The following is a 23,890-nucleotide window of genomic DNA, read 5'->3' on the forward strand; positions in this document are numbered from 1 at the left end:
ATACAGAAAACAAAGAATGGAACAAACTACATTTTTAAAAATTAATCCTGCAGATAGTGTTGTCGTATGTCTGCAGGCAAAGAAGAAAGGCGACATTATTGAGGTCGACGGCCAAAAAATCGTCATTAATCAAGACACACCAGCAGGACATAAAGTGCTCATTAAGGATACTCTAAAAGGTGCGGACATTATTAAATATGGCTATCCTATAGGTCATGCTATACAGGATTTGAAAGCAGGTGACTGGGTGAATGAGAATAATCTGAAGACCAATTTATCTGGAACGCTTGAGTATTCGTATAATCCTGTAAACGAACAGCTTAATATTAAGAATGAGAATCGTTTCTTTAATGGCTATGTACGTAAGAATGGCGATGTGGGTATTCGCAATGAGATTTGGATTGTCCCCACTGTCGGTTGTGTGAATGGCATTGCCGAACGACTGGTAAAGGAATTAAAGAAAGAAACCAACGAACAGGGTATAGATGCTATCTATGCCTGGCATCATAACTATGGCTGTTCGCAACTCTCGGAAGATCATGAAAATACACGTAAGGTGCTGCGCGATATCTGTCTACACCCCAATGCCGGTGGTGTGCTGGTACTGAGTCTCGGATGTGAGAACAATCAGCCCGATGAATTTATGAAGATGTTGGGTGATTATGACAAAGACCGCATCAAATTGCTCGTCACACAAAAGGTTGAAGACGAAATGGAGGCTGGTATGGAAATCCTACGCAGTCTATACGATATAGCGAAAAAGGATAAGCGTGAGACAGTGCCCGTATCAAAACTACGTGTAGGTTTAAAATGTGGCGGTTCTGACGGTTTCTCGGGTATTACTGCCAATCCGTTAGTCGGTGAGTTCAGTGACTGGCTTGTTGCTCAAGGAGGAACATCTGTATTGACAGAGGTTCCTGAGATGTTTGGCGCAGAGACCATTCTTATGAACCGCTGCCGCACTGAAGAGCTGTTTAACCAGACAGTTTCGATGATCAACAATTTCAAGGACTACTTCCTCTCGCATGGGGAGCCTGTAGGCGAGAATCCGAGTCCTGGCAACAAAGCCGGGGGGATTTCTACCCTTGAAGATAAAGCACTTGGCTGTACACAGAAATGTGGCAAAGCACCCGTTAGCGGCGTGATGGAGTATGGCGACCGTCTGGAGCATGACGGACTAAACCTGCTCTCTGCTCCAGGCAATGATCTTGTGGCCTCTACTGCCCTCGCCTCTTGCGGTTGTCACCTGGTATTATTCACAACAGGTCGCGGTACGCCATTCGGAACCTTCGTGCCTACGATGAAGATTGCAACCAATTCTGATTTGGCTAACCGCAAGAAAAACTGGATAGATTTTTCAGCAGGGCAGTTACTTGAAGGACGTTCAATGAAAGAACTTGTACCTGAGTTTATAGACAAAGTCATAGCTGTGGCCAATGGCGAGAAAGCTCGTAACGAGGAAAACGGCTACCGTGAGATATCAATTTTCAAAAACGGCGTAACGTTGTAAAATGAAAAAAGGGCTTATTGCATTATCACCACTCATGGTGTTCATCGCATTCTATTTAGTCACCAGCATCATTGCTGGTGACTTCTACAAGATTCCCATCACTGTAGCATTTATGGTGTCGAGTATCTATGCGATCATCATCAGTAGCGGAAAGCCCTTAATCAAACGTATCAACACCTATAGCCGAGGAGCAGCCACAGAACAGATGATGCTCATGATCTGGATTTTTGTGTTGGCTGGTGCATTTGCTCATTCTGCCAAGATGATGGGCAGTATTGATGCTACGGTTAATCTTACTCTCTCGCTGTTACCTCCACAGATGATCTATGCAGGATTATTTCTGGCTGCTTGTTTTATATCCCTCTCTATTGGAACAAGTGTAGGAACCATTGCAGCACTGACTCCTATTGCAGCAGGAATAGCCTCAGAAACGGGCACTGATGTGGCGTTAATGACGGCAATCATTGTTGGCGGTTCTTTCTTTGGAGATAATCTGTCGTTTATCTCCGATACCACCATTATGGCCACACAGACACAAGGTTGCCGACTCAGTGATAAATTTCGCGTCAATGCTTTTATTGTAACGCCTGCAGCATTGATCATTCTGGTTATCTATATCTTCATGGGGCAGTCAATCCATGCTCCGCAGCATATCCCGTCTGTAGAATGGCTGAAAGTCATACCCTATCTGGTTGTACTCATTACCGCTATATTTGGCATGAATGTGATGGCTGTACTCACTTTGGGTATCCTGTTGACGGGGATTATCGGACTCATAACAGGATCGTTTGATATCTATGGATGGTTTGGCGCTATGGGTGATGGCATTCTTTCTATGGGAGAATTGATCATTGTTACCATGATGGCTGGCGGTATGCTTGAACTCATACGTCAGCAAGGAGGTATCGACTTCATCATCCGTCTGCTTACGCGTCGTGTAAACAGCAAGCGAGGTGCCGAACTGAGTATTGCAACACTGGTGTCATTAGTAGATCTATGTACTGCTAATAACACCATTGCCATTCTTACCGTAGGAGGCATAGCCAAACAGATTGGTGATCGATATGGTGTTGATAATAAAAAATGTGCCTCTATACTCGATACCTTTTCTTGTATGGTTCAAGGATTGATACCATATGGTGCTCAGATGCTGATAGCCGCAGGACTCACATCATTGAATCCGATAGCCATTCTCCCCTACCTGTATTATCCCTATGCGCTTGGTATTGTGGCATTACTATGTATTTTATTCCGTTTTCCACGTAGATACTCATGAACATTATTCAACGCAATTTCTTCAGGTTAATAAGAAGTGGTGCATTCAATACCACTGAACATATAGAGCCGATGTCGGTTTACAAATGGGAGCGACTAATGCAGCTGACTATCATGCATCAAGTAGTGCCTTACGTCTATGAGGGATTACAGCGATGCAAGAATCAGTTCTTCTTAAAACAGACAGACTATCAGTGGAGAGAATGGTTAAAACTGAAGCAGGATGCCGAAAGAATGATAAATGACGATGAAGGAGATGAGTTTTTGAGAGCCGACCATCTGACGAATCCGTTATTGAACCGTCAGTTGCAGAACATCCTCGACGACGAGCACTCGGACACTATCTCAAGAAAACTTCTGCTCCTCATACTTCGCATTGTACGTCATATATTGAATGAAGGAATGCCCGTAAGTCAGTTGGTTGAACTAGGGAGGTTCTTGCAAAACGAGGGAGACCATGTAGATAAAGACGTGTTTCGCAAATGGATTTCGAAACTTAAACTCTCGCAGATGTGTCAGCTTGAAGGAGAGTTCCTGGTGTTGTTATTCGGATTTAAGAAAGACGACGTATTCTTTCTTGAAGACAAGCAAAACAAACATATAGAAGAGATTGCGCAAGAACTCATCGATTTCACCAATACACGTTCACAAGACTGGTATTTTTCACAAGACAGTGACAGTATCTTTGTACATAACAGCAATACAACGGCAATGTTCAGTCATGTAAAGCGTTCCGCCCGTTATTTCCGCTATTATCCATCAGAAAGCCTGACCAACTTCTTCGCTTCGTTCGTACACTCATTGTCTCACATCGAGGAATAATCGCGGTGATTCGTATTGTTTTCCACTATTTGTATATGCTGGAAACGGATGTCTCTCAATCCGTGATTACCTATAAAACGACTCTTGTCAACAAAGCCATTAATACCCACAATACGTCCCTTACTTGTATACTGCCACATTGTAATATCTCGTTCATCGTCTAATACGGGTTCTTCTGGCGTATACATCGCGATCATCAGCTTGTAATCATTAATCTTTCCGATCAGATGGCGATTATAGAAATTTCGGAAGGTATATAGTAACGGAGCTTGGCGATACTCTTTCTCAACCATACCTAGAAACGTGATAAGTGAATCGCAGAAAACATCAGTAGGCAGTCCGCCCGTAGTCTCGATATCAATCATAGGTATCAAATCCTGCTCAGCTGGACGACACTGCATTCTGAAGTTAGCCAGTTGTTGTGCTAATGGCGTTTTCGGACGGAAAAAGTGATAAGAACCAACTTTCAGACCATAGCGATGAGCCAGTTGAATGTTTCGTTCATAACGGTCATCGATTCGATCACCGCCTTCAGTAGCCTTCAGATATACATATGCCATCTTTGTGTTTTCGCCGACTGTTTCCCAGAATACTTGTCCCTGATAATGCGACAGGTCGATTCCGTGTACATGACCGCATGTATCCTCACAAAGGATATTGGGATCATAGTCTGGATCGAGCAGTCTGGGATCAGGCTCCTGTGGAACAACTCTTACCGTACGCCTTTTGCTGCGACTATAATGCTTTTTCTTTGCAACTCTATGCGTACGATGACGCTGACGGCCTTTATAATGTCTTGAACGCTGAGCAAATCCATCGCCTGCGGCCAACATGGCAATCAGAAAAGCCAGCAGAAAATATAATCGTTTCATTTGTTTAATCTTATTTGAGGTGCAAAGATAATAAAAATTGTGAATTTAGGGGTTCGTATTCTCAATTATTTTGTATCTTTGCCGAAAATTAAGATTTATGAAGAAGTTTTTAATTGCTATATCACTTCTATTCACATTGTGCTCGTGTCATCATAATGATGATCCCGAGCCAGACACTCTGGCAAGCAGAACCGTATTGGTATATATGGCCGCTGAAAACAACCTGGCTTCTTTTGCCGAGGAAGACCTCGAAGAGATGAAGGCAGGATCAAAGTCTTTGAGAAACGATCAGAACTTGGTAATATATGTTGATCGCGCAGGTTCAAACAAAACACCATATCTGGCTCGTATCTATAATGGAGAACTGGTTGATACATTATATATGTCAAAAGGTATTGCCGCTGATCCTAAAGTCTTGCTGCATGCCTTAAAACAAACGAAGACCGTTTATCCAGCCCAATCATATGGACTTGTATTATGGGGACACGCTTCTGGTTGGCTTATCTCAGAGAATACCGTTATGTCCAGCAGAGCATACGGAGGTTCTACTGGTGACGGTTCGTCGACAAGCCCAGGCAGATATTGGATGAACATTCCTGAGATGGCCGGTGCCATTTCTTCAGCCATGGGCAACGACAAACTGAAATTCATCTTTGGAGACTGTTGTAATTTCGGGGCTATTGAAATTGCCTACGAACTAAGAAATATAACAGAATATGTTATTGGCTCGCCAGCCGAGATTCCTGATATGGGTGCCACATACGATTTATTGGTTCCCGATATGTTTATAGAGAACGACAATTTCCATCGCCAGATGATAGACCACTATTATAATTATTACATAGAGGTATACCAGACACAGCAGTCAAGATATTATAACCGTATCCCCGGCGACTTAAATGGCTTTAGTGTGCCCTTATCGGCCGTTAAGACCAGTGAACTTGAAAATCTGGCGTCTTCAACATCACGGATTCTCGGAACGATAGCTGACAAGGTAAGTTCTACAGGGAATCTGAATCTTGAAAACCAGACATATTACGGTATTTATTCCGGCTATAATCATTCTTATGATATGAATGCCGTTTTAAAGGCAAACGCATCAACTTCTGATTTTAACACATGGTTTGCGGCATATCAGAAGGCTGTACCTTATTGCCGTTACTCTGCTAAATGGATGAGCATCAGTTCACAGCTCATTAATAACATGGATGCTTTTATTTCAACAGAGGATGATTGTGGCTGCATCAGTATGTTCTTCCCTGGTCTCCGTTATACTCACACATCCCCCAATTGGAACAAGTCTATTCAGAAGTTCCAATGGAACGATGTGATTCATTGGGAGCAGTACGGTTGGTAAAAAGAGTCTAAAGAACATTGATTTCGTGAAGTGCTTCGTAGATTCGTTGCACGGGAAGCCCCATCACATTATAGTAACTGCCATTAAGTCCTGTAACGCCAGTGTATCCTATCCACTCCTGAATACCATAGGCACCAGCCTTATCGTAAGGATGGTAATGATCAATATAATAATGTATCTCTTCGTCGGAGAGCGTTTTGAAAGTCACGTCGGTAGTCACGCTGAAGCGTCTCTCCCACCCTTCGGCTACCAGGCATACGCCCGTAGTAACCTGATGTGTCCGACCGCTTATCTCGCGCAGCATACGGACAGCATCTGCTTCATCATGAGGTTTCCCAAGTATCTCATCCCCCACAATGACAATAGTGTCTGCCGTGATAATCAACTCGTCTGAAGACATATTAACACGATAAGCATCGGCTTTTTTCCCTGCAATATAAAGTGCAACATCCGATACAGGCAATGAAGAAGGAAAAGACTCATCAATGCCATTAAGTACACGTACCTCGAATGGTAGTCCTAAGCCAGCAAGAAGCTCTTTGCGCCGAGGCGAGTTACTGGCCAATATTATCTTATATGATTTATTATTCATATTACGTACTTACCAACCAAAAGCCTTCTTGTCCATCACCCATTTGCCTTGGGCTCTTAAGACCTGTTCGATCACATCACGTCCACAACCATGTCCGCCAATAAGATCACTGACATACAGACTGATGGATTTAATTTCGTTGCAAGCGTCTTTAGGGCAAACAGGACATCCCACACGGCGCATAATTTCCAAATCAGGAATATCATCACCCATATACATCACCTCATCGTCAGAAATGCCGTATTTATTAAGAAACTTGTCGTATGTTTCAATTTTTACCGCACAACCTGTATAGATATCTTCTACCCCAAGTCCTTCATAACGACGACGGATACTTGACACATTAGCACCAGTAAGAATAGCAATCTTCAATCCGTGCTTCACTGCCAACTGGATGGCATAACCGTCTTTGATGTTTACCGTTCGTAAGGGCTCACCTTCTGATGACAAGGTGATTGTTTCACTACTAAGCACACCATCGATATCGAAGATAATCGCCCGAATCTTATTTAAATCGTAATTAATCATATACGCTACAAAATCACCATTTGTTCAGATGAACATTCTCCCATTTCAGCTTATCTTCTGATTGCGGCTTACGTTCATCCGCAAAATGTCCCACAGCAAGTATACAAAGACAATTCATATTGTCAGGAATGTCAAGTATACCACGAATTACAGTATCAGCTGTTGTACCATCATCGAGCCCACGACCTCTCATCTGAATCCAGCACGAACCCAGTCCCAGTTCTTCAGCCTGATATTGCATAGAAATTGTTGCAATAGAACCGTCTTCTACCCAGCAATCGTTCTGCATAGGATCACCTAGAACCACAATAGCTACCGGGGCATCTTTCAGAAACTGCGATCCCATATTCTTAGCATCGGCCAATTTCTCTAAGTCTAGTTTATCGTCAACAACCACGAACTGCCAGGCTCGCTGACTTTTAGACGTAGGTGACATAAGGGCCGCCCGAAGTATTAACTTCAGATCTTCAGGGTCTATCTCTTCTTGCGTAAACTTACGATGGCTTCGACGCTTTTGTACTAATTCTTTGAATTCTGTCATATCTAAAGCTTTAATTTGGTTGCAAATTTAATAAAAAAAAGTGAGAAGCAACTAGATTTTCTATTTTTTTACTATCTTTGCAGCGTGAAAGGACTTAAAACTATACTATACACGAAGAGCAGCAAACTGCCAGTAGTGGATGAAGAAAACTTCTTCCACAGTCGTGAGTTGTTTGAAATTGCAGAACAGACACCGCGGCAAAGACCAGTTATGGCTATCACCACAGACGAAGAAGGACGTATAGTTTGTCATATGCTGGGTATTATCCGCCTTCGCACATTTCTGTTTCCACCTTTATTCTTTATACATTTTCGTGTACTTGGAGAAGGTATCTATTACAATGACAGTTATAGAAAAGAAGAGTTGTTCGACGAGATGCTTGCAAAAATGAAGGCAAGAATGAGTCACCGCACTCTCTTTATGGAAATGAGCAACATGAGCCAGAAAATGTTTGGCTATAAACAACTCCGACAACAAGGTTTCTTTCCCGTCAACTGGTCTAGTGTACACAACTCGCTTCATAGCCATGCCCCCGAGGAACGCATCTCTGCAAAAATGCAAAAACGCATTGACACCTCGCACAACAAAGGTGTAAAAACAGAGATCGTAACGACAGAAGAAGATTTTAAGGCCTTTTCCAAGCTGCTGAGAGAACACAATTTTTTGAAACCAAAACGATACATTCCCGACAACATATTCTTTCGTAAATTGATGGAAGGGCAACACGGACAACTGTTTATCACCAAGTATCATAATAAAGTTATCGCGTGTGCAGCATGTGTTTACAGTATGGGAAATGCATATCTTTGGTATACGGCATTCCGCAGAAAGACCTACCGTCACCTTCATCCTGACATCATCATTGTATGGGATGTCATGAAGGACGCTTATCAAAAGGGCTATGCACACATGTGTTTTATGGATGTAGGACTTCCTTTTTCGAAAAATCCTTTCCGTGAATTCATTCTTCGTTTTGGCGGAAAAGAGCAAAGTACTTATCGGTGGTTCCGTTTCTCCATCCGATGGGTCAATGCCCTATTATCCTGGCTCTATCGGGAATAACACATGTCTTATTCTCCCTTTCCCGCATATTCCCTCATAGCCTCATAATCGCTGGCACTCATATTTACAGGACGTTCTTGTGGAATGTCGGGTATAGCAACCAGACCGTCATCATCGGCCCAGCTTCCTCCTTTCTTTGCTTTGGCTATAGCTTCTCCATTGGCATCCAATGAATCGGCCTTCGGCATGATGTACTCAAAGGTAGTGTCTGACACATCCTCCATATATCGCGCATAGCGATCAGCCTGACTTCTGCGACATCCTGTCGTCAGAGCCAATAGGAGTATTACTCCTAAGATTGTTGTTAGGCGTTCCATATATATTGGTTTTTAGATATCTCATCATATTTTTCTTTTTATATTTTTTTCTTTTTACAATCGTTCTACCTGTTTTACCCCTTTTACCGTTCGTAGTTTCTTTATCAGGGTTTCTAATCGGGAGGTATCTTCGAGCATCACCACAAGATTACCACTGAACAGTCCGTCGTGCGAGTCTATATTGATAGCTCGTAGCACGAGTCGTTCATCTTTCGAGATAATGCTTGTCAGATTATTTACTATACCGATGTCATCATTGCCAATCACGCGCAAGGTAATAGAGTACTGAGATGACCCCTTACCACTCCATTTGGCTTTCACTACACGATAGCCGTAACGCCGACGGAGCTCTGGTGCATTAGGACAATCCTGACGATGAATCTTGATACCACCATTGATCGTGACAAAACCGAAAATTGGGTCGCCATAGATTGGATGGCAGCAACGGGCTAACTGATAGTCAAGCCCCTTTAAATTACGGTCAATCACAAGCGTATCATCAGAAAGGCCTGTGTTTACTGGCGAGAACTTCGACTGCTCAAGTTCGAACTCCGATGCAGAACGAGCCACATTATCGCCCGTAATGGTTTTCTCACCATCACGTACCTCTATATATTTATCTATAACACTATTTACATCTAATACGCCATCGGCAATCTGCTTATAAAAATCACTGACCTCCTTGAATCCGAGTTTTTTGATGACATGGAACATCACCGAATCTTCCTGCTCTATCTTGCGGTTCTTGAACTTTCGCTCAAGCATTTCTTTTGCAAAAAGGCCATCGCGCTGCTGAGTTTCCTTTAGCGCCAGACGAATCTTAGATTTAGCGCGCGAGGTTTTCACAATACTTAACCACTCCTGACGAGGTTTCTGATTCGAAGAGGTCAGGATTTCAACCTGATCACCACTTTTCAGAATCTGTCGTATCGAGACGACACGACCGTTGATTCGTCCACCCGTACACTGATTGCCAATTTTGGAGTGGATATGATATGCAAAGTCGAGTACAGTAGCCCCGACGGGAAATTTATACAGATCGCCACGAGGCGTAAACACAAAGACCTCGTCTTCGTAAAGATCCATCTTAAACTGATCCATGGCGTCGAGGCCGTCAGAGTGTTCCAGCATATTGCGGATTCCCGTCAACCATTCATCCAGTCCTGTTTCACCCTTTACACCCTTATATCGCCAATGGGCAGCCACACCGCGTTCTGCGATTTCATCCATACGCTCAGTACGGATCTGAACCTCTACCCATTTCTGCTCTGGCCCAAGTACCGTAATATGCAGGCTCTCGTAACCATTCGATTTAGGTACAGAGAGCCAATCGCGCAACCGTTTGGGATTGGGCTGATACATATCTGTTACAATTGAATATGCCTGCCAGCACTGCATTTTTTCTTTCTCCTCCGGACAATCTATAATGATGCGGATGGCAAACAAATCATATATACCTTCAAAACCACACTTCTGCTTCTTCATCTTCTCCCATATGGAGTGAATGCTTTTAGTGCGTCCTTTAATATGGCAGTTGATACCTGCAGCCTTCACTTTCTCCTCTACCGGCTTGATAAAAGCAGCTATGTAAGCATCACGCGATTTCTTTGTCTCGCTGAGTTTCTCTCTGATCATATAGTATGCGTCATGCTCCATATATTTCAGCGAAAGATCCTCGAGCTCGCTTTTCAGTTTATATAGGCCCAGCTTGTGTGCCAAAGGTGCATACAAATAAGCTGCTTCCTGCGACACTTCCATCTTGGCTTCGACATTCTTTGTGTCGCGTATCTGACGCATCAGATTCACGCGATTAGCGATCATAATCAGAATCACGCGCATATCTTCAGCAAACGAAAGTAGCAGATTGCGGAAGTTCTCACTCTCAATCACAGGATTCTTCTGATAAAGCTGTTGAATGCGATTAAGCCCCTGGAGGATGCGCAACACCTGATTGCCGTATTGCTCTTCAACCTGCTCCATCGTTATACAGCCTTCCTCTATTTCGGGAATGAGATAAACTGCCTGTATAGCATCACCCTTCAGTCCGATTTCCTCTTCTAGGATCTGAGCTGTCTGAGCTGCCATTTTTTTCTTCTCTTCGTATGTGAATGCAAACAATTCTGCCATCTATTCTGCTTTTTTCGCTACAAAGATACAAATTTTCCACTATTCACTATTATCTATTCACTATTTTTTTATAACTTTGCGGCATATTTTTAACTAATATACTACAAATATGTTATCACAACAGGATATAAAGCAGATTGCACAGAAGGGCATTACCCCTGAGCAAATCGAAAATCAGTTGAATGAATTCAAAACAGGCTTTCCTTTTCTGCGTCTTGAAGCTGCAGCAGGTATTGGCCACGGTATTATTGCCCCCAATGCCGATGAGCGCAAGAGCTTTGAAGCCGTATGGAACGCTTACAAAGCCGAAGGTAATCGTATCGTAAAATTCGTTCCGGCCTCTGGTGCTGCCAGTCGTATGTTTAAGAACATGTTCGCATTTGTCGATGCCGACTATGACACACCAGCCACAGACTTTGAGAAAAAATATTTCGACAATATCGAGAAGTTCGCCTTCTATGATGCACTCGATGCCGTGTGCCAGAAGAATGAAGGCAAGGGAATCAAGGCGCTTATGGCAGATGGTAATTATAAAGCTGTAGCCGCTAATATGTTAAAGGCAGAAGGTCTGAACTACGGACAGCTCCCAAAGGGACTGTTGCTTTTCCATAAATATAGTGAAGGTCCTCGTACCCCGATGGAGGAACATCTCGTAGAAGGAGCTCTCTATGCCGCATCCAATGGTGAGGCACATGTTCACTTCACTGTTTCTCACGAACACATGGAACTTTTCAAGGCTAAGGTCGCAGAAAAAGCCGATATGTTCGCTAAGAAATTTGGCATCAAATACGATATCACTTTCTCCGAACAGAAGCCTTCAACCGATACCGTTGCGGCTAATCCAGACAACACCCCTTTCCGCAACGACGATGGTTCACTACTCTTCCGCCCAGGAGGTCATGGAGCACTCATCGAGAATCTCAATGAAATTGACGCAGATATTATCTTCATCAAAAACATCGACAACGTAGTGCCCGATCGTCTGAAGCCTGAGACTGTAGAGTGGAAACAAGTTATCGCGGGTGTGTTGGTATCGCTTCAGAAACAGGCATTTGAATATCTCCGTCTGCTCGACGCTGGAGCAGACGATGCCCAAATGAAGGAGATTGCGAAATTTGTCAGCGAGAAACTCTGTACTGATGCTAAGGATAAGAAGATTGATGCCAGCTATCTGCGTTCTAAGTTGAACCGTCCCATGCGTGTGTGTGGTGTCGTAAAGAATGTCGGTGAGCCAGGTGGCGGTCCGTTCCTTACATATAATCAGGATGGCACCGTATCGCTTCAGATCCTTGAGAGTTCACAAATCGATACTAACAACGAGGCCTATATGAAGATGTTTACTCAGGGTACACACTTCAACCCCGTTGATCTGGTTTGTGCTGTAAAGGATTACAAAGGAAATGCCTTCAACCTGCCGGAGTTTGTAGACAAGACAACAGGTTTCATCTCTTCTAAATCAAAAGCCGGTAAAGAACTGAAAGCTTTAGAGTTACCGGGATTGTGGAACGGAGCTATGAGCGATTGGAGCACCATTTTCGTTGAAGTGCCGCTCGGTACATTCAATCCTGTGAAGACAGTCAACGACCTTCTCAGAGATCAGCATCAATAATATAGAAAGAATCCCAGTCGCAAAAGACTGGGATTCTTCTATTATAGCATCTTAGCAAGTGCTTTTACACCTTTTTCCGTACACATTCCCCTGAGTGATACAAAAACCAGATTATGGAATAATTCCTCAATGGTATACTGACGATAGAGTTGATTGTCAACCACATATTTCCCTATCGCATCAAAAAGACGCCCTACGATCTCATAGTTCACGTCGTCGCGGAAAAAACCTTCATTGATACCACGTTGTATGAACTTCTGCATCTTGACACGCATCTGCAGATTCTGCTCGTTCAAAAACTGAGCCACCTTCGGATATTTCACTAAGTCGGCATAGAACTGCGGATTCGTTTGACGGACCTCCTCCACCTTCATTCTGTACGCCTCTAAGATAATCTCTATTACATTCTTGCAGTGCTGTGCCTTTACTTCCATCACGGCAGTACGATTCTGATAGAAGAGCTTCACTCCTTCAAACAACAGATCTTCCTTACGGTCAAAAATCTCATAGAGTGTGCGTTTTGATATACTCAACTCTGCAGCTACGTCATCCATCTTCACGGAACGAATACCTTTTTCCGCAAATGATTTAATAGCCGCATCAATGATAACGTCTCTAAGTCCTTGTTTATAAGGAGAAATATCTTTTGTTTCCTGCATATTCATACAATTTCAGTTGCAAAGATACAAAAAAATCCAAAAAACAAAATGATTTTGAATTGTTTTTTGTATTTTTGCGGGCGATTTTCAGAATAAACAAGATTTAAATTACAATACACACTATGGTAAAGATCTCGAAAGAAGCCGCTCTTGAGTATCACGAGAGCGGACGTCCAGGAAAAATTGAAGTTAAGCCAACCAAGGCCTATCGTACACAAACCGACTTAAGTCTCGCCTACTCTCCCGGTGTCGCTTATCCCTGTCTTGAGATTCAGGAAAATCCTGATGCAGCGTATAAGTATACCGATAAGGGTAACCTCGTTGCCGTTATCTCTAACGGCACAGCCGTACTTGGCCTTGGTGATATCGGTGCCATGAGCGGTAAGCCCGTTATGGAGGGTAAAGGTCTGCTCTTTAAGATCTATGGCGGTATCGACGTGTTCGATATCGAGGTTGCAGAGAAAGACCCGGAGAAGTTCTGCGAGGCTGTTGAGCGCATAGCCCCCACTTTCGGTGGTATCAACCTCGAGGATATCAAGGCTCCTGAATGCTTCTACATCGAAGAGCGCCTCAAGAAGACCCTCGACATTCCTGTGATGCACGACGACCAGCATGGTACAGCCATCATCTCTGCTGCAGGTTTGAAGAATGCAATGGAGGTTATTGGTAAGGATATCAAAAAGGTAAAGATCGTAGTCAATGGCGCTGGTGCAGCTGCCATTTCCTGTACAAAGCTCTATATGGCCATCGGTGCCCAGAAAGAGAATATCGTGATGCTCGACTCTAAGGGTGTCATCTCTACTGAGCGTACAGACCTTAATGAACAGAAAAAGTTCTTTGCGACCAACCGCACCGACATCCATACACTTGCCGAGGCCGTAAAGGACGCAGATGTGTTCGTTGGACTCTCAAAGGGTAATGTACTTTCAAAGGATATGGTTAAGTCGATGGCTAAGGACCCTGTCATCTTCGCTCTTGCCAACCCTGTTCCCGAGATCTCTTACGAGGACGCGATGGACGCTCGCCCCGACGTTCTTATGTCAACAGGTCGTACCGACTATCCTAACCAGATTAACAACGTCATCGGTTTCCCCTATATTTTCCGCGGTGCGCTCGACGTTCACGCTTCAGCCATCAACGAAGAGATGAAACTTGCTGCCGTTCACGCCATTGCCGACCTGGCTAAGCAGCCTGTACCCGACGTAGTAAACGATGTGTATAAAGTGAACAACCTCACCTTTGGCCGCGATTACTTCATTCCGAAACCCGTTGACCCACGACTCATCACAGAGGTGTCTTCTGCTGTGGCCAAGGCCGCTATCGAGAGTGGTGTAGCTCGCAAGACCATCGAGGACTGGGATGCTTATAAGGATTCACTCAGTGTGCTGCTCGGACAAGAGACAAAACTTACCCAGAAGCTCTATTCTACTGCTGCTGCCCATCCACAGCGCGTGGTATTTGCCGAGGCCGTTCACCCCACCATGCTGAAAGCCGCTGTTCAGGCTAAGGCCGAAGGTATCTGTCAGCCCGTGTTGCTTGGTAACGACGAGGTCATCACCAAACTTGCTGCATCGCTTGACTTGAATCTTGACGGCATCGAGATTGTCAACTTGCGTCATCCCAACGAACGAGAGCGCCGTGAGCGTTATGCCCGCATCCTTACTGAGAAACGCCAGCGCGAGGGCTATACCTTCCAGGAGGCCAACGACAAGATGTTCGAGCGCAACTACTTTGGTATGATGATGGTTGAGACTGGCGAGGCCGATGCATTTATCACAGGTCTTTATACAAAGTATTCAAATACCATCAAGGTTGTTAATGAGGTGATTGGTATCCGTCCTGAGTTCAAGCATTTCGGCACAATGCACATCGTCAACTCACCTAAGGGAACCTTCTATCTCGCCGATACATTGGTCAATGAAAATCCCGATACAGATACGTTGGTCGATATTGCCAAGCTCGCTGCTACGGCAGTTCGCTTCTTCAACGAGAAACCTGTCATCGGTATGATGAGCCACTCTAATTTCGGCTCTTCCACCAGTTCCGGCGCCAAGAAGGTGAAGAGTGCCGTTGAACAGATGCAGGCCCTCTTCCCCGAATTGCCTATCGACGGTGAAATGCAGCTCGACTGCGCTCTCGATAATGAGTTGCGCGACGAACAGTATCCTTTCACACGTCTCAAGGGTAAGAAGGTCAACACGCTCGTATTCCCCAACCTCACCTCTGCCCGCTCTTCATACAAGATGCTGCAGATGCTGGGAAGCGACGCTGAGATTATCGGCCCGATCCAGATGGGTCTGAACAAGCCTATCCACTTCATCGACTTCGGTGCATCGGTTCGCGACGTTGTCAACATTGTAGCCGTGGCCACCATCGACGCTTACGTGGCAAAGATTCAGGCTCGAATATCAGCCTTTGGAAAGTAAGAACTGGCTCATTATACGCTTCATAATCCCCAGCCAGAATAAGGCTGGGGATTATTTTTATTATCAACCAAATCATTACAGAAGATGAAAGCATTTATCGTATATTGCCATCCGTCAGAAGAGTCTTTCACCAGTCATGTGCGCGACGCCTTCATCAAGGGCATTGTAGATTCTGGGAATGAATATGTTCTTTCCGATCTCTATCAGATGGACTTCAAGACAGACATGTCGGAGAAAGAATACCTCAGAGACTCTAATTACTCGACCGAGCCCTGTTTAGAGGCAGATGTGCTTGCTGAACAAGCGAAGATCAATGCTGCCGATGCCATTATATTCATTTACCCCGTATTCTGGACTGAAGCACCAGCAAAACTCATTGGCTGGTTCGACAGGGTATTTACCTATGGTTTTGCCTATGGCCCTAAAACCATGAAGGTGTTGGAGAAAGGGCTGATACTTTGCACGGCTGGCAACACGACAGATAAACTTGAGCAGTTCGGTCTACTGCCAAGTATGAAGAAAATCATGTTCGGTGATCGCCTGTTCAATCGCGTGAAACACACTGATTTCGTGGTCTTCGGTGGTATGACCAGAGCCTGTCCGTCAAGACGCGACAACTGGGACGAGAATCTTGCTACCGCCTACAACCGAGGACTGACCCTGTTTAGTTCTACAGAAGTTGAATTCTCTCTCGATGGGCGGCATTTTGTGGCTATAAACAATTCTGACTCTGGTGAAGTTTCAATCCAGACCGTGTTCTGTTATCATCAGAAAGACAAAACCGTTTGGGCCGAATATTCGGGTGGAGACATCATTAAAGGGTTTCTGGTTGGTAAGATTGATACAGACAACGAACTTCAGTTCACTTACCAGCACATCAACACCAGTGGGGAATTGAAGACCGGCTCATGCCATTCTGTACCAAGAACCGAAAACGGCAAACTGAGATTCTATGAATCATGGCAATGGACGTCTGGTCCAACGGGAACCTCTATTATAGAGGAAATCTGACACTGTTATTTCTTCAATGGGAAATAACGACCGTATGTCAGCATACGCCAAAGCCATTCTAACGGACCAAAACGGAAATAGCCAAGCCACCAACGGCAGAGTACTGTCTGCACACAGAACACAATGAAAGCAGTCAGTTCGATGGTTACGATTTTGCTCCCCAAAACTTTTATGACCTTAGAAACATGTATTTTGCTGCAGTTGTTGCAGTGTTGCAGTTCGAATCATGGAGTGAGAAAAGTGAAAAGTAAATTCTATATATTTATATATATATAATATATAATATATAGACCTTTTTTAGGAGGTGCGCTAAGCTCTCAAACAACTGCAACACTGCAACAACTGCAGCAGATTGACCGACTTTGCTCGGAGGGAAGTCTGGGTTTCTGCGGATAAAAGTCAACCTTTGCTTGGAGCAAACATATCACCTATATTAAATATATATGCAGAAACGGGAAACATGCGGATGACGGGCAATCAGAAACAGACCGCAACTTGTTATCGAACACATAATAAATGTATATAAATTACTTTTTGGCTTGACATATATCAATTATGTGACAAAAAGACAGATTTTCTAATAAATAATTGATAAAATGTTTGGTAATTCAGATTTTTGATGTAATTTTGCAGTCGAATTTGAAAACTGTAAAGACAGAATGCTCTGTAAAAGCAGTAGAGACTATAAAAATGAATATTTAATCATTATAACACTTAAAAAAACAATTAGATTATGAATGCAGCACAAGTTGTTGAGGATCTGAAAAAGAGATTCCCTAATGAGCCGGAGTACATCCAGGCAGTTTCTCAGGTACTTCCCACAATTGAGGAAGAGTACAACAAGCACCCCGAGTTTGAGAAGGCCAACCTCATTGAGCGCCTTTGCATCCCCGATCGCGTTTGTGAGTTCCGTATTACCTGGACTGACGACAAGGGTAACGTACAGACAAACATGGGTTACCGTATCCAGCACAACAATGCTATCGGCCCGTACAAAGGTGGTCTCCGCTATCACAAGAGTGTAAACCTGGGTATCCTGAAGTTCCTGGCTTTCGAGCAGACCTTCAAGAACTCTCTGACAACCCTGCCTATGGGTGGTGCTAAGGGTGGATCTGACTTCTCTCCTCGTGGCAAGAGCGACGCTGAGGTAATGCGTTTCTGCCAGGCATTCATGAATGAGCTTTATCGCGTAATCGGTCCTGATGAGGACGTTCCCGCTGGTGATATCGGTGTAGGTGGCCGTGAGGTTGGTTACCTGTTCGGACAGTACAAGAAGCTCACACACCAGTTCCAGGGTGTACTGACCGGTAAGGGTCTCTCATTCGGTGGTTCACTGATTCGTCCTGAGGCTACTGGTTACGGTACAGTTTACTTCCTGACTTCAATGCTGGCTACACGTGGTATCGAGCTGAAGGGTAAGAAGGTGCTGATTTCTGGTTCAGGTAACGTTGCTCAGTATGCTGCTGAGAAGTGCCTGCAGCTCGGTGCTATCCCCATGACTCTCTCTGACTCAGACGGTTACATCTACGATCCAGACGGAATCGACTTCGACAAGCTGGCTTATGTTAAGGAGCTGAAGAACGTTGAGCGCGGACGTATTAAGGAATATGCAGAGGAGTATCCTAACGCAGTATATCACGCTGGTGAGCGTCCTTGGCACGAGAAGGCCGATATCGCTCTGCCTTGCGCTACTCAGAACGAGATCAACGGTGAGCAGGCTCAGGCTCTCGTAGACAACGGTGTAATCGCTGTTGCTGAGGGTGCTAACATGCCTTCACTGCCTGAGGCAATCAAGATTTTCCAGGATAACAAGCTGTTGTATGCTCCTGGTAAGGCTTCTAACGCTGGTGGTGTATCAGTATCAGGTCTTGAGATGTCACAGAACTCAGAGCGTCTGAGCTGGACTTCTAAGGAGGTTGACGACTACCTGAAGCGCATCATGGCCGACATTCACGAGAACTGCGTGAAGTACGGTACTCAGGCTGACGGTTACATCAACTACGTGAAGGGTGCTAATGTTGCCGGCTTCATGAAGGTTGCCAATGCCATGATGGCTCAGGGCATTGTATAACATTGTATAATGACCTTAATGAAGTATAACTAAATAGTTATTAATATGATAGGAATGGAGGGCTGACTCGAAAGGGTCGGCTCTCTTTTTTGTTAATAATTCATAAATCATCCCTTACTTCTCCACCCTTACCACTTACTTTTCACGGAAAATGACTACCTTTGCAGCCGCTTTCTCCCCCGTAGGGGGAAATAGGAGCCGGAACAGGCGCTTGCTCCTATCGAATATTAACCCTTTAAAGATGGTCTGGTAAACGTCTGTTCAGACCCCGCCCCGACAAACAAACGAGGGGCACAAGAATTTTATATTATGTCAGAATTAACAAAGAACGTTAAGCCACTCGACGATTTCAATTGGGACGAGTTTGAAAATGGCACGACCGCTGGTGTCAGCAAGGAAGAGCTTGACAAAGCGTATGACGAAACCCTTAACAAGGTAGCCGATCACCAGGTAGTAGAAGGTACCGTGATCAGCGTTGACAAGAAGGAAGTTGTTGTCAACATCGGCTACAAGAGCGACGGTATCATCCCCGCTTCAGAGTTCCGCTACAATCCCGACCTGAAGGTTGGCGACAAGGTAGAGGTTTACGTTGAGAGCGCAGAGGACAAGAAGGGCCAGCTCCTTCTTTCTCACAAGAAGGCTCGCCTGAGCAAGTCTTGGGATGAGGTTAACGCAGCTCTCGAGGCTGATGCAATCATTCAGGGTTACATCAAGTGTCGCACTAAGGGCGGTATGATTGTCGACGTATTCGGCATCGAGGCCTTCCTGCCCGGCTCTCAGATCGACGTTCACCCCATACGCGACTACGATCAGTTCGTAGGCAAGACTATGGAGTTCAAGGTTGTTAAGATTAACCAGGAGTTCCGCAACGTTGTTGTATCTCACAAGGCTCTCATCGAGCAGGAGCTCGAGGCTCAGAAGAAGGAGATCATCGGCCGTCTTGAGAAGGGTCAGATTCTTGAGGGTACCGTTAAGAACATCACTTCTTACGGTGTATTCGTTGACCTCGGTGGTGTTGACGGACTCATCCACATCACAGACCTGTCTTGGGGCCGCGTAGACGATCCTCACAAGGTAGTTGAGCTCGACCAGAAGATCAATGTTGTAATCCTCGACTTCGACGACGAGAAGCGTCGCATCGCCCTCGGTCTGAAGCAGCTCACCCCACATCCCTGGGATGCTCTGGATGCTGACCTCAAGGTTGGTGACCACGTAAAGGGTAAGGTTGTTGTTATCGCCGACTACGGTGCATTCGTTGAGATTCAGCCTGGTGTTGAGGGTCTGATTCACGTATCAGAGATGTCATGGAGCCAGCACCTCCGTTCAGCTCAGGAGTTCCTGAAGGTTGGCGAAGAGGTAGAGGCTGTAATCCTGACTCTCGACCGTGACGAGCGCAAGATGTCACTTGGTATCAAGCAGCTCCGCGAGGATCCCTGGGAGGCTATCGAGACCAAATATCCTGTTGGCAGCAAGCACACTGCAAAGGTTCGCAACTTCACCAACTTTGGTGTATTTGTTGAGCTCGAAGAGGGTGTTGACGGCCTGATTCACATCAGCGACCTGTCATGGACCAAGAAGGTTAAGCATCCTTCAGAGTTCACTCAGGTAGGTGCTCAGATCGATGTAATCGTTCTGGATATCGACAAGGAGAACCGTCGTCTGTCTCTCGGACACAAGCAGCTTGAGGACAATCCTTGGGATGTATTCGAGGATAAGTACACCGTTGGTTCTATCCACGAGGGTAAGATCAGCGAGATGCTCGAGAAAGGCGCCGTTGTATCTCTCGAGGAGAACGTTGAGGGCTTCGCTACTCCTAAGCACCTCGTTAAGGAGGATGGTTCACAGGCCGTTCTCGGTGAGACTCTGCCCTTCAAGGTTATTGAGTTCAACAAGGACAGCAAGCGTATCATCTTGTCTCACAGCCGCACCTTCGAGGATCCCGCTCGTGAGGAGAAGAAGGCTGCAGCCAAGAAGGCTCGCGCTCCAAAGAACGACGCTCCAAAGATTGAGAATGTAGCTGCCAGCACAACCCTCGGCGACATCGACGCTCTGGCTCAGCTGAAGGCTCAGATGGAGAAGGGTGAGAAGAAGAAGTAATCACTCTCCTACTCTATAATTAGTAATCCCTCCGGAAATCCTCCGGAGGGATTTTTTTGGCACGATATTTGCAGAAACCTTGGCAGATTATAAATTTATATAGATATTATGCAAAAAGGTAACATCGGGGTTACAACCGAGAATATTTTCCCCGTCATCAAAAAGTTTCTCTATAGTGACCATGAGATTTTCCTGCGTGAGATGGTTTCCAATGCCGTCGACGCAACGCAGAAGATGAAGACACTCGCTGCCCAAGGCGATTTCAAGGGCGAACTGGGTGATTTGACCGTACGCGTGAACTTCGACGCCGACAAGGGAACAATCACCATCAGCGACCACGGTATCGGTATGACTGAGGAAGAGATTGAGAAGTATATCAATCAGATTGCCTTCTCAGGCGTAAGCGACTTCCTGGAGAAATATAAGGATAACGCAAACAGCATTATCGGTCACTTCGGACTGGGATTCTACTCTTCATTCATGGTTTCTAAGAAGGTGGAAATCATTACGAAGTCTTGGAAAGACGGTTCAAAGGCCGTAAAATGGAGCTGCGACGGTAGCCCTGCCTATGAGATTGACGATGCAGAGCGCGAGGATCGTGGTTCAGACATCATCCTCTATATCGACGACGACTGCAAGGAATTCCTCGATAAGGGTAAGCTGGAAGGACTTCTCAACAAGTACTGCAAGTTCATGGCCGTTCCCGTGGCCTTCGGCAAAAAGCAGGAATGGAGCAGCGAAGAGAAGAAGATGGTTGACAAGGATGAGGACAACATTATCAATAACGTAGAGCCACTGTGGACAAAGACTCCTTCAACACTGAAAGACGAGGACTACAAGAACTTCTACCGCACACTCTACCCCATGAGCGACGAGCCGATGTTCTGGATTCACCTGAACGTTGACTATCCTTTCAACCTGACTGGTATTCTTTATTTCCCCCGTATCAAGTCGAATATCGACCTGCAGAAGAATAAAATCCAGCTCTACTGCAACCAGGTGTTCGTAACTGACCAGGTAGAGGGCATCGTACCCGAGTTCCTGACTCTGTTGCACGGTGTCATCGACTCTCCAGACATTCCCCTGAACGTAAGCCGTAGCTATCTGCAGAGCGACCGTGAGGTGAAGAAAATTTCTACCTACATCACCAAGAAGGTGGCCGACCGCCTGAATTCTATTTTCAAGGAAGACCGCAAGCAGTACGAGGAGAAGTGGGACGACCTGAAACTGTTCATCAACTATGGTATCCTGTCTGAGGAAGGCTTCTACGACCGTGCCAAGGACTTTGCTCTGATGAAAGATACTGAAGGTAAGTTCTTTACATTCGATGAATACAAGACACTGATTGAAGCCAACCAAAAGGATAAGGACGACCAGCTTGTATATCTCTATGCTACCGACAAGGACGAGCAGTACTCATACATCAAGGCTGCTCAGGATAAGGGATATTCTGTGCTGCTGCTCGACGGTCAGTTGGATGTTCCAACCATCCAGACACTGGAGCAGAAGTTTGAGAAGAGCCGCTTCACTCGTGTGGATAGTGATATCATTGATCGTCTGATTGTGAAAGATGACCAGAAGAAGAGTGAACTCACCGACGAACAGAGTGACAATTTGTCAGCTGTGTTCCGCACACAGATGCCAAAGATTGACAAGGCAGAGTTCATGGTACAGGTAGACGCTCTTGGTGAAGAGGCTCGCCCCGTCATCATCACTCAGAACGAATATATGCGTCGTATGAAGGAGATGAGTCGCTTCCAGGCTGGTATGAACTTCTATGGCCAGATGCCTGACTCATTCAACATCGTGCTCAACGCCGACCATCCGCTGGTAAAGAAGGTGCTCGAGGACAGCGAGGCCGCTACAGCAGAGGCCCTGAAGCCTATCGTAGCAGAACTGAAGGGTCAGGAGGCTCGTCTGGCTGCCATACGAGCCGCTCAAGACAAGAAGAAGTACGACGAACTGACTCAGGAGGATAAGGACCAGAAGGCTGAAGCTGAGAAAGCCGTACAGGAGCAGAAGGACAAGAAGCAAGCTGTGATTGCCGACTATGCAAAAGATAACAGCATTGTTCATCAGCTCATCGACCTGGCACTGCTTCAGAATGGTATGCTTAAGGGCGAGGCCCTTGATAAGTTCCTGAAGCGTTCAGTGGATCTGATTAAGTAATGAGAGACTTCTCTCCGTTATATCAATAAAAAAGCTCCTCGATGTGAGGAGCTTTTTTTATCTGTGTAATTCGCGAAGACGGTTCTTATATGCTTTACGAAGTTTGCGAACAGCTTTGTCACGTATCTGGCGAATACGTTCACGCTTCAGTTCCATATCTTCAGCTATCTCGGCCATTGTTTCATGTTCCTGGTTAATGCCATAATAGGAATTGATGACCTGCGACTCACGCTTATCAAGCGTACCTAAGGCGAACTCTACAGCTTCCTCGATGGCCTCTGAATGTACACGCTCGTCGGCAAGCGGTGCATCTTTATTTACCAATACTGATAACAGATTCATATTAGCACGATGCCCCAAAGGAGCATCAACCGACAAAGGCATACTCTGCTGACGGGCAAACTCGTCTTTCACATCCTTAGGTACCTGATAAAGGCCTCCTTGCTGGTCTATGGCTTTTTCGATGGCCTGGCGAACATAAACAACGGCAAAGTTCACAAAACGAATGCCTCGCGAAGCATCAAACTTGCTTGCGGCCTTCATCAGACCGATATTTCCTTCGCTCACGAGATCTTCCATCGATACCCCTTTGCCCTTATATTGACGGGCAATAGTAACAACAAACCTCAGATTGGCTTCCACAAGCTTCGACAGCGCCCTAGAGTCACCACTCTGTATACGGTCTGATAGTTCTTTCTCTTCCTGGTCAGAAAGCAGCACTTCCTTACCTATCTCATCTAAATACCTATTTAATACAGAATCTTCCATATATCTTATCTTTTGGTGCAAAGATACAATATTATTTTGAATAGACAAAGAAAAAAGAGAAAAGAAAAAATCCCACT

Annotated in this window: 20 protein-coding genes; 11 read left to right on the plus strand and 9 right to left on the minus strand. The window is 45.2% G+C overall.

Going from position 1 to position 23,890, the window contains the following annotated elements; genetic code table 11:
* Positions 1-16: 16 nt before the first annotated feature.
* The 3 genes from BMX82_RS01015 to BMX82_RS01025 are packed head-to-tail and all read left to right on the plus strand — an operon-like array spanning position 17 to position 3,607.
* Positions 17-1,510, plus strand: a complete 1,494-nt coding sequence (locus BMX82_RS01015) for a UxaA family hydrolase (RefSeq protein ID WP_091765308.1) — start codon at positions 17-19, stop codon at positions 1,508-1,510.
* 1 nt (position 1,511) lies between these two features.
* A complete protein-coding gene (locus BMX82_RS01020) occupies positions 1,512-2,786 on the plus strand; it encodes a Na+/H+ antiporter NhaC family protein (RefSeq protein ID WP_091765311.1) in 1,275 nt (424 codons plus the stop codon).
* Complete coding sequence (locus BMX82_RS01025) at positions 2,783-3,607, plus strand: hypothetical protein (RefSeq protein WP_143058284.1); 825 nt, start codon at positions 2,783-2,785, stop codon at positions 3,605-3,607. Before BMX82_RS01020 ends, BMX82_RS01025 begins: the two co-directional genes overlap by 4 nt.
* Here BMX82_RS01025 and BMX82_RS01030 read toward each other — a convergent pair.
* The gene (locus BMX82_RS01030; protein WP_255396520.1) at positions 3,592-4,479 is read right to left on the minus strand and encodes a glycoside hydrolase family 25 protein; all 888 of its coding nucleotides are present in this window, start codon (positions 4,477-4,479) and stop codon (positions 3,592-3,594) included. The two genes, BMX82_RS01025 and BMX82_RS01030, sit on opposite strands and share 16 nt — an antisense overlap.
* A gap of 97 nt (positions 4,480-4,576) precedes the next feature.
* On the opposite strand from BMX82_RS01030, the gene BMX82_RS01035 reads away from it, so the two are divergent.
* A complete protein-coding gene (locus BMX82_RS01035; RefSeq protein ID WP_091765313.1) occupies positions 4,577-5,836 on the plus strand; it encodes a clostripain-related cysteine peptidase in 1,260 nt (419 codons plus the stop codon).
* 7 nt (positions 5,837-5,843) lie between these two features.
* On the opposite strand, the gene BMX82_RS01040 is transcribed toward BMX82_RS01035, so the two are convergent.
* From BMX82_RS01040 to BMX82_RS01050, 3 genes are read right to left on the minus strand one after another with little or no spacing between them, the layout of a single operon-like run.
* Positions 5,844-6,428, minus strand: coding sequence for a Maf-like protein (locus BMX82_RS01040; protein WP_091765316.1), 585 nt, complete (start codon positions 6,426-6,428; stop codon positions 5,844-5,846).
* 9 nt (positions 6,429-6,437) lie between these two features.
* Positions 6,438-6,956 carry a KdsC family phosphatase gene (locus BMX82_RS01045; RefSeq protein WP_091765318.1) on the minus strand — a complete coding sequence of 173 codons (519 nt, stop codon included), beginning with the start codon at positions 6,954-6,956 and terminating at the stop codon, positions 6,438-6,440.
* 13 nt (positions 6,957-6,969) lie between these two features.
* Entirely contained in the window at positions 6,970-7,497 is a 528-nt protein-coding gene (locus BMX82_RS01050; protein WP_091765320.1) for a nitroreductase family protein, read from the minus strand.
* Positions 7,498-7,632: 135 nt separating this feature from the next.
* Here BMX82_RS01050 and BMX82_RS01055 point away from each other — a divergent pair, with 135 nt between their 5' ends.
* Positions 7,633-8,559 (plus strand): GNAT family N-acetyltransferase, encoded by a 927-nt coding sequence (locus BMX82_RS01055; protein WP_143058285.1) that lies wholly within the window; start codon positions 7,633-7,635, stop codon positions 8,557-8,559.
* Between the two features lie 8 nt (positions 8,560-8,567).
* On the opposite strand, the gene BMX82_RS01060 is transcribed toward BMX82_RS01055, so the two are convergent.
* Positions 8,568-8,876 carry a hypothetical protein gene (locus BMX82_RS01060; protein WP_143058286.1) on the minus strand — a complete coding sequence of 103 codons (309 nt, stop codon included), beginning with the start codon at positions 8,874-8,876 and terminating at the stop codon, positions 8,568-8,570.
* Positions 8,877-8,930: 54 nt separating this feature from the next.
* Positions 8,931-11,003 (minus strand): RelA/SpoT family protein, encoded by a 2,073-nt coding sequence (locus BMX82_RS01065; protein WP_036912296.1) that lies wholly within the window; start codon positions 11,001-11,003, stop codon positions 8,931-8,933.
* Positions 11,004-11,112: 109 nt separating this feature from the next.
* On the opposite strand from BMX82_RS01065, the gene BMX82_RS01070 reads away from it, so the two are divergent.
* Positions 11,113-12,612 carry a DUF4301 family protein gene (locus BMX82_RS01070; RefSeq protein ID WP_091765326.1) on the plus strand — a complete coding sequence of 500 codons (1,500 nt, stop codon included), beginning with the start codon at positions 11,113-11,115 and terminating at the stop codon, positions 12,610-12,612.
* A 41-nt stretch (positions 12,613-12,653) separates the two neighbouring features.
* Here the strand turns inward: BMX82_RS01070 and BMX82_RS01075 are convergent, their stop codons facing one another.
* A complete protein-coding gene (locus BMX82_RS01075) occupies positions 12,654-13,271 on the minus strand; it encodes a TetR/AcrR family transcriptional regulator (RefSeq protein WP_036913555.1) in 618 nt (205 codons plus the stop codon).
* A gap of 122 nt (positions 13,272-13,393) precedes the next feature.
* Here BMX82_RS01075 and BMX82_RS01080 point away from each other — a divergent pair, with 122 nt between their 5' ends.
* Together BMX82_RS01080 and BMX82_RS13090 are read left to right on the plus strand one after the other, a co-directional pair.
* Positions 13,394-15,697 (plus strand): NADP-dependent malic enzyme, encoded by a 2,304-nt coding sequence (locus tag BMX82_RS01080; RefSeq protein WP_091765330.1) that lies wholly within the window; start codon positions 13,394-13,396, stop codon positions 15,695-15,697.
* Positions 15,698-15,781: 84 nt separating this feature from the next.
* Positions 15,782-16,708: an NAD(P)H-dependent oxidoreductase gene (locus BMX82_RS13090; protein ID WP_197051332.1), complete on the plus strand. Its 927-nt coding sequence runs from the start codon at positions 15,782-15,784 to the stop codon at positions 16,706-16,708.
* A gap of 5 nt (positions 16,709-16,713) precedes the next feature.
* On the opposite strand, the gene BMX82_RS01095 is transcribed toward BMX82_RS13090, so the two are convergent.
* Entirely contained in the window at positions 16,714-16,872 is a 159-nt protein-coding gene (locus BMX82_RS01095) for a DUF418 domain-containing protein (RefSeq protein ID WP_218142009.1), read from the minus strand.
* Positions 16,873-17,441: 569 nt separating this feature from the next.
* Between BMX82_RS01095 and BMX82_RS01100 the strand changes: the two genes are divergently transcribed.
* The 3 genes from BMX82_RS01100 to htpG all read left to right on the plus strand — a co-directional run bounded on the left by BMX82_RS01100 (position 17,442) and on the right by htpG (position 23,045).
* Positions 17,442-18,779, plus strand: a complete 1,338-nt coding sequence (locus BMX82_RS01100) for an NADP-specific glutamate dehydrogenase (RefSeq protein WP_036912307.1) — start codon at positions 17,442-17,444, stop codon at positions 18,777-18,779.
* 309 nt (positions 18,780-19,088) lie between these two features.
* Positions 19,089-20,876: a 30S ribosomal protein S1 gene (gene rpsA, locus BMX82_RS01105; protein WP_036912309.1), complete on the plus strand. Its 1,788-nt coding sequence runs from the start codon at positions 19,089-19,091 to the stop codon at positions 20,874-20,876.
* A gap of 108 nt (positions 20,877-20,984) precedes the next feature.
* Positions 20,985-23,045, plus strand: coding sequence for a molecular chaperone HtpG (htpG, locus tag BMX82_RS01110; RefSeq protein ID WP_036912311.1), 2,061 nt, complete (start codon positions 20,985-20,987; stop codon positions 23,043-23,045).
* Between the two features lie 57 nt (positions 23,046-23,102).
* Here htpG and BMX82_RS01115 read toward each other — a convergent pair whose 3' ends face one another.
* Positions 23,103-23,813 (minus strand): sigma-70 family RNA polymerase sigma factor, encoded by a 711-nt coding sequence (locus tag BMX82_RS01115; RefSeq protein WP_091765335.1) that lies wholly within the window; start codon positions 23,811-23,813, stop codon positions 23,103-23,105.
* Positions 23,814-23,890: the final 77 nt, after the last annotated feature.

Origin of the sequence: Prevotella sp. khp7, from assembly GCF_900109055.1 — a bacterium.
Taxonomy (GTDB): Bacteria; Bacteroidota; Bacteroidia; order Bacteroidales; family Bacteroidaceae; genus Prevotella.